The sequence below is a fragment of the Streptomyces sp. NPDC091371 genome (assembly GCF_040684275.1).
GTDB lineage: Bacteria > Actinomycetota > Actinomycetes > Streptomycetales > Streptomycetaceae > Streptomyces.
Map to the genome: position 1 here is coordinate 90,586 of NZ_JBFBFP010000029.1, position 7,202 is coordinate 97,787.

At 76.2% G+C, this 7,202-nt stretch carries 6 protein-coding genes; 4 read left to right on the forward strand and 2 right to left on the reverse strand.

The features are described from left to right. The first annotated feature begins 14 nt into the window (after nt 1-14). From AB0O21_RS26990 to AB0O21_RS27005, 4 genes are read left to right on the forward strand one after another with little or no spacing between them, the layout of a single operon-like run. A complete protein-coding gene (locus tag AB0O21_RS26990; RefSeq protein ID WP_365175036.1) occupies nt 15-1,079 on the forward strand; it encodes an iron ABC transporter permease in 1,065 nt (354 codons plus the stop codon). Beyond that, on the forward strand, nt 1,076-2,221 hold the full coding sequence (locus tag AB0O21_RS26995; RefSeq protein WP_365175039.1) for an iron chelate uptake ABC transporter family permease subunit: 1,146 nt from the start codon (nt 1,076-1,078) through the stop codon (nt 2,219-2,221). The genes AB0O21_RS26990 and AB0O21_RS26995 overlap by 4 nt, the downstream gene beginning before the upstream one ends. Before the next feature lies 1 nt (nt 2,222). Then, complete coding sequence (locus tag AB0O21_RS27000) at nt 2,223-3,062, forward strand: ABC transporter ATP-binding protein (RefSeq protein ID WP_365175041.1); 840 nt, start codon at nt 2,223-2,225, stop codon at nt 3,060-3,062. A 32-nt stretch (nt 3,063-3,094) separates the two neighbouring features. Next, a complete protein-coding gene (locus AB0O21_RS27005; RefSeq protein ID WP_365175044.1) occupies nt 3,095-3,709 on the forward strand; it encodes a hypothetical protein in 615 nt (204 codons plus the stop codon). A 10-nt stretch (nt 3,710-3,719) separates the two neighbouring features. Here AB0O21_RS27005 and AB0O21_RS27010 read toward each other — a convergent pair whose 3' ends face one another. Both AB0O21_RS27010 and AB0O21_RS27015 read right to left on the reverse strand, forming a co-directional pair. Next, nucleotides 3,720-4,664, reverse strand: a complete 945-nt coding sequence (locus tag AB0O21_RS27010) for an AIR synthase-related protein (protein WP_365175046.1) — start codon at nt 4,662-4,664, stop codon at nt 3,720-3,722. 102 nt (nt 4,665-4,766) lie between these two features. Beyond that, the gene (locus AB0O21_RS27015; protein ID WP_365175049.1) at nt 4,767-6,494 is read right to left on the reverse strand and encodes an MFS transporter; all 1,728 of its coding nucleotides are present in this window, start codon (nt 6,492-6,494) and stop codon (nt 4,767-4,769) included. Nucleotides 6,495-7,202: the final 708 nt, after the last annotated feature.

Sequence of the window (7,202 nt, forward strand, 5' to 3'; positions counted from 1 at the left end):
CTTACCTTGTGTGAGTGTCTCTGAAGCCCGCCACCGCGTCCGCCACCGCGGCGCCCGCCCCAACCGTCCCGCCGCCCCGCCGAGTTCTCTCCCGGACCCTGGTGCTCACGGCCCTGCTCGCCACCGTGGCCGTCATGGTCTGCGCCTCCCTGGCGATCGGCACCAAGGCCGTACCGCTCTCCGACGTACTGGCCGCGATAGCCGGGAGCGACGCCGGAGACGCCGTCGTCGTCCGCGAACTCCGGATGCCCCGCACCTTCCTGGGGCTGCTGGTCGGGCTCTCGCTGGGCGCCGCGGGCGCGGTGGCCCAGGACATCACCCGCAATCCGCTCGGCGACCCCGGCCTCATCGGCATCAGCGCGGGCGGCTCGTTCGCCGTCGCCGCGAGCATCGGCATGCTGGGGCTGACGAGTTCGTACCAGTACATCTGGTTCGCCTTCCTGGGCGGGGCGCTGGCCGGTCTCATCGCCTACGCCGTCGGCGGCACCGGCTACGGCGGCGCCACCCCCGCCAAACTCGCCCTGGCCGGCGCGGCCGTGACCGTACTGCTCGACGCGGGCACCAACACCCTGGTGCTGCTCGACGTCCGCACCTTGGACCAGTACCGCTTCTGGGCCGTGGGCTCGCTCGCCGGCCGGGACGCGGAACTGGGCATGCAGCTGCTCCCGTTCGTCATCGTCGGCCTCGCCATCGCCCTCGCACTGAGCGGCCGGCTCAACGCCCTCGCACTCGGCGACGACCTGGCCAGCTCGCTCGGCACCCCGGTCAAGTCCACCCGCGCCCTGGGCGCGGTGGCGGTGATCCTGCTGACCGGCGCGGCCGTCGCCGCGGCCGGTCCCGTGACCTTCATCGGCCTGGTCGTCCCACACGTCGTACGGGCCTTCACGGGGCCCGACGCCCGCTGGCTGGTGCCCTGTTCGGCGCTCGGCGGGGCCTCGCTGATGCTCGCCGCCGACGTGGTGGGCCGGATGGTGGCCCGGCCCGGCGAACTGGAGGCGGGAGTGGTGACCGCGCTGATCGGCGCGCCGTTCCTCGCGCTGCTGGTCAAGCGCGGCAAGCTCAAGGAGCACACCCGATGAGCACGACAAGCACAACGAGCACGACGGGCACGACGGCCGCGGCGGGCGCGACGGGCCCCGGGGGCGCCCCGGGCCGTCAGAAGAGCGTCCCGCGCATGAGGTTCGAGGTCGGCCCGGTCGGCTTCGCCGTGCGCCCCCGCGTCGCCCTCACGGTGCTCGGTCTCGTCCTGACCGGCTTCGCGGGACTGATCGCCTCCGTCTCGCTGGGCACCTTCGCGATCCCGGTGGGCGAGGTGATCGGCGCGGTGCTGGGCACCGGCTCCGGCTCCGCCGACCTGATCGTCCACCAGCTGCGGCTGCCCCGCGCCCTGACCGCGCTGCTGGTGGGGGCCGCCTTCGGGCTGGCCGGCGCCGTGTTCCAGGCCGTCACCCGCAACCCGCTCGCCAGCCCCGACCTGATCGGCATCGCGGCCGGCGCCGGGGCCGGCGCGGTGTGCACGATCCTCATCGGCGGGGTCACCGCGGCCGGCGCCGGCACCTTCGGGGCCGTTCCGTTCGGGGCCCTCGCCGGCGCGTTGCTGACCTCGGTCGCCATCTATCTGCTGGCCTACCGGGACGGCACCATCACCGGCTACCGCTTCGTCCTCGTCGGCCTCGCCGCGAACGGAGCCCTGATCGCGGTGACCCGCTGGGCACTGGCCCGCGCCGACATCGACCAGGCCTCCCGCGCCATGGTGTGGCTCACCGGCAGCCTCAACGGGCGCGGCTACGAGCACGTCCAGTGGGCCGGGCTGGCACTGGCGGTGCTCCTGCCGCTGACCCTGGCGCTCGCGCGCCCGTACCAACTGCTCCAGTACGACGACGACACCGCGCGCAGCCTCGGCATCCCGCTGCGGTACTCCCGGATCGCCCTGCTGGTCCTCGCCACGTGCCTGACCGCGCTGGCGACGTCCGCGGCCGGCCCGATCGCGTTCATCGCCCTCGGCGCCCCGCAGATCGCGCGCCGGATCACCGGCAGCGCGGGCATCCCCCTGGTGACCAGCGCGCTGACCGGAGCGGTGCTGCTCATCCTCGCCGACCTGGCCGCGCGACTCGTCCTCGCCCCGACCGAACTGCCCGTCGGCGTGCTCACCGGCGCCGTGGGCGCCCCGTACCTGCTGCTACTCCTCGCCCGTACCAACCGGGCCGGAAAGGGAGGCTGACATGACCGCCCCGCTGACCGAGGCCCAGCCCACCGGCACCTCCCCCACCGCGCTGCACGCCGCCGGGCTGCGCCTGGGCTACGGCGACCGCATCGTCGCCGAGGAGCTCGACCTCGACATCCCCGCCGGGCAGGTGACGGCGCTGGTCGGCCCGAACGCCTGCGGGAAGTCCACCGCACTGCGCGCGCTCGCCCGGCTGCTGAAGCCGGCCGGCGGCGCCGTCCACCTGGACGGCGAGGACATCGCGGGCCTGTCCGCCCGGGAGTTCGCGCTGCGGCTCGCGCTGCTGCCGCAGACCCCCAGCGCGCCCGACGGCATCTCCGTACGCGACCTGGTCGCCCGCGGGCGTACCCCGCACCAGCGGTGGTGGCGCCAGTGGTCCTCCTCCGACGAGGCCGCGGTGGACGCCGCGCTGGCGGCGACGGGTTCGGCGGAGCTGGCGACCCGCTCCATCGACGAGCTGTCGGGCGGCCAGCGCCAGCGCGTGTGGATCGCGATGGCCCTGGCGCAGCACACGCCGGTGCTGCTGCTGGACGAGCCGACGACCTACCTGGACCTCGCCCACCAGGTCGACGTCCTCGAACTGGTCGCGGACCTCAACCGCACGGAGGGCCGCACCGTGGTGATGGTCCTCCACGAGCTCAACCTCGCCTGCCGCTACGCCGGGCACCTCATCGCGATGCGCGACGGCCGGGTGATCGCGTCCGGCCCGCCGAACGAGATCGTCACCCCGGACCTGGTCCACGAGGTCTTCGGCCTGCGGGCCACCGTCATCGAATGCCCGGTCGCGGGCACGCCCCTGGTCATCCCGATGGGGGGCCGCCGCACCGAAATCGTGTGACCGATCGCTCCGGCCCGTGCCAGAGTCCCCCCATGTCCACCGACGTCGCTTACCCCGTCTTCCGTACGCCCGACCCCGAACTGGCCCTGAGCATGGCCCGGCTGCTGGTGGAGTTCGGCACCGAGCCGTACTCCGAGGTGTCGGTGGAGGCTCTGGTGTCCACGTCGGCCGGGGTGGGGCGGATGCGCGACGCCCTGCCCGAGGCATGGTTCCGGAGCGGTACGGCGCCCTGCGATCTGGGCGCCGGCCGTCCGGAACCGGCCCGTTCGGTGCGCGCGCGTGACCTTCCGTACGAACTGGCCGGGGTGGAGGAGTACCTGCCGTTCACCGTGTCGGTGCCGGACCAGCCCGTCGGCAGCATCGAGGACCGCTTCGCGGCGGTGGTCGGCCCCCACCTGGGGCAGATCCGCTGGTCCTTGTTGGCGTGGCCGCCGGCTCCGGAGCGCGATCTGCACGGCGAGTACAAACACGCCGAGGTCACGGTCCTGTTCAACTGCGACCACCGCGACCTCGACTCCCCCGCCGACACGCACCTGGTCCTCGTCCATGTCCGGCGCCGCAACGGCGACGGCTACGAGGACCGCTTCGCGGCGTGGCTCGCCGGGCTGATCGGGCAGGAGGTCATCGGCCCGCCGCAGCACGTCTGAGGCCGGCGGGTCAGAACAGCCGCTCGGGGACGGAGCCGGCGGGGGTCGTGCCGATGTGGACGTCTCCGTCCGGGGTGACGAGTTCGACCCCGCCCATCGGGTCGGCCGTGACCTCGCCGACCACGGCGGCGCGGCGGCCGTACGGGTGGGCGCGCAGGGCCGTGAGGACCGGGTCGGTGCGGTCCGGCGGGACGAACAGGCACAGGCAGCCGGCGCAGGCCGCGTCCAGGGGGGCCAGACCGCGGGCGGCGAGGGCCACGCGGGCCTCGTACCGGACGGGCAGGGCGGCCTCCTCGACGCGCAGGGTCAGCCCGCGGCCGGCCGCGCACTGGCGCAGGACCTCCGCGAGCCCTCCGGCGACCACCGTGCGGGCGTGGTGGACGTCGGCGCGGACCGTGCTCAGGAGGCCGCCGAGGGGGGCGCAGTCGCTGGGCACGTGGTGTTCGTAGCCGAGGCCGTCGCGCAGCGAGACCAGGTGGGCGGCGTGGCTGCCCAGGGGGCCGGTGACCAGGATCCGGTCGCCGGGGCGGACCGCGTCCAGGCCGAGCGGGGTCGCGTCGAGCACCCCGAAGGCGGTCGCGGTGACGAAGACCCGGTCGGCCTCGCCCGCCCGGACGACCTGGGTGTCGACGGCCGCGATGGCGACACCGGCCTCGGCCGCGGCGGCGCTCACCGACTCCGTCAGCCTGCGGACCAGGTCCAGCGGCAGGCCGGCCTCGAGCACGATGCCGAGGGCGATGTGCCGGGGTTCGGCGCCCGTGGCGGCCAGTTCGTTGACGGCGCCGCAGACCGCGACCCGGCCGATGTCGCCGTTGCCGAAGAAGGGCGGGTCGACGACGTACGTCCCGGCGCGGACCACGACGGCGGGGTCCGGGGCGAGGGCCCGCGCGACGAGCGTGCGTGCCTCCGGGCCGAAACCGACCTGGGCCGCGTCCCATCCCTGCGTGTACGTCACGACAGCCACCCCCCGATGCCCACGGATCATGATCGTGAATCCATCATCCTGCGGGGGTGGCGTCCCGCATACCCGTGTCCGGGCACCTTCGCTGATGAGGGGTCAGTAGGGGCGGTCGTACGCGCGCAGCAGGAGGACCGCGGCGACGGTGGCCAGGGCGGGGAGGGCCGCGAAGCCCGCCAGCATGCCGAGCCCGGCGGTCGCGGACTGCTCGGCGGCGTGACCGGTGCCGGAGGAGACGTAGCCGGAGAGCTGGAGGACCAGACCGTAGAGGAAGGGTCCGAGGGCCACGCCGAGTCCCTCGCCGGTGGTGAACACCCCGGACAGCACGCCCGCTTGGCGGCGCGCGGTGCGGGCGGTGTCGCGGGCGATGCAGTCCGGGAGCAGGGCGTACAGGAAGAGGAGCTGGCCGGCGTGGCCGGTGCCGGCCAGGGCCATGCTGAGCAGTACCGCGCCTTGGGGCAGCGCAGGGGCGGCGAGGAAGAGCAGGCAGCCGACGGCGAAGAGGGCGGAGGCGGTGGTGTAGCCGCGGGGGCCGCGCAGGCGTTGCCAGAGGGGCATGGTGAGGAGGTTCGGGGCGACGAACGCGGCGACGAGGGGGCCGATGCCGGAGGAGTCGTGGAGCACGTGCTCGGCGAAGTAGGGGGCGCCGGCGAGGAGGACGCCGGTCGCGACGGACTGGACGACCACGCAGCGCAGCAGGGCCATGAAGGGCGGATTGCCGCGGGCGGCGGCGAACTGCTCCCGGAGCGTGGGCTCGCCGGCGGGGAGGCGGCCGGGGAGGGCGTCCCCGCCGCCGCTCGCGGCCGCCGCGCCGGTGTCCGTGCGGGGGCCGGGGCCCGTGCCGGTGCCCGTGCCGGTGCCCGTGCCGGTGCCCGTGCGGGGGCCGGGGCCGGGGTCGATGCCTTTGCGGGCGCTGGGGCTGGGGGGCGTGCCGGGGCCGGGGGCCGTGGCTGCGCCGGGGCCGGGGGGCGCGGCCGGGCCGGGTCCGGGGCCCGGGATCGCGGCTGTGCCCGCGCCGGAGTCGGCGCCCGCGCCGGGCCAGGGGGCCGTGGCTGTGCGGGGGCGGGGGGCTGTGGCCGCGCCGGGGCCGGGGGCCGGGGCTGCGCCGGGGCCGGGGAGCGGGCCCGTGCCGGGGCGAGGGGCCGGGGCCGCGTTGGGGGGTGGGGTGGTCGGCGCGCTCGTGGTCGTGCCCACGAAGACCCAGAGGGCTCCGAGGGCGATGACCGCCGCCCCGAACACCCCGGCCCAGCGGTGCCCGGCGAGTCCGCCGCCGCCCGCGTCGACCAGGGCCGGGGCGACGCCGCCGGTGACCAGGGCCGCGATTCCGATGACCGCGACGCGGCCGCCGACCAGCCGCATGCGGTCCTCGTCGCGTTCGGCGAGCTCGGCGGGCATGGCCACGTACGGCACCTGGAAGAAGGCGAAGGCCGTCGCGGTGAGGAGGTATCCGGCCGCGGTGAACCAGGCGCCGGCGGTGCCAGGCAGCGGGCCCGCGAAGGTCAGCGCGAAGGCCAGGGCCATGGCGAGCCCGCCGCCGAGGACGTACGGGCGGCGGGCGCCCCAGCGGGTCCGCGTACGGTCGCTCGCGCGGCCGACGAACGGGTTGAGCACGGCGTCCCACGCCTTGGGCACGAACACGATCACCCCCGCCAGCGCGGCGCCGACCCCCAGGGTGTCCGTGAGGTACGGGAGCAGGAGCAGCCCGGGCAGGGTGGTGAAGGTGCCCGTGACGAGCGACCCCGAGGCGTAGCCGAACCGCAGCCGGCGCGTCAGCCGGTCGGCGCGCGGCGGGGCTACCCGGGTGCGGGCGGTCCCTGTGATGGCCATCGGGGGTCGTCCTTCCTTCGCGGTACGGAAGGCCCCGCCCCGGGGCTGGGGGATGTCCCGGGGGCGGGGCTCTCGGGATCGAGCGTGCCCGTGGGCGCATGGACGCGGCTAAAACCCTTCAGGAGCGGCTGACCGGGAGCCGGCGCCGCACCGCCCGGCCGGCCGTCGGGCGGCGGGCATTGCCCTTCGGGCGTCCCGCGACCCGCGCCGGGCCACGGGCGACGGGCGGCTGCCGTCGGGCATGGGCGGCGGGCAGCGGGGGCAGGCGTTGCCCTTCGGGCGTCCCCCGGCCAGCGCCGGACGTCCCGCGCCGGGCCTCGGGCGGCGGGCGTCGGGCGTCGGGCATCCCGCTCCGGGCGTCCCGCGACGGGCCACGGGCGGCGGGCGGCTGCCGTCGGGCATGGGCGGCGGGCGGCGGGCAGTGGGCGTTGCCCTTCGGGCGGCGTGCTACGGACACGGGCGAGCCGCGTGGGGCGTCATGCGTCGCGCGGCGGGCGGCTGGCGTTGGCCGTCGGGCATCCCGCTCCGGGCGTCCCGCGACGGGCCACGGCCGGCGGGCGGCTGCCGTCGGGCATGGGCGGCGGGCGGCGGGCAGTGGGCGTTGCCCTTCGGACGGCGTGCTACGGACACGGGCGAGCCGCGTGGGGCGTCATGCGTCGCGCGGCGGGCGGCTGGCGTTGGCCGTCGGGCATCCCGCTCCGGGCGTCC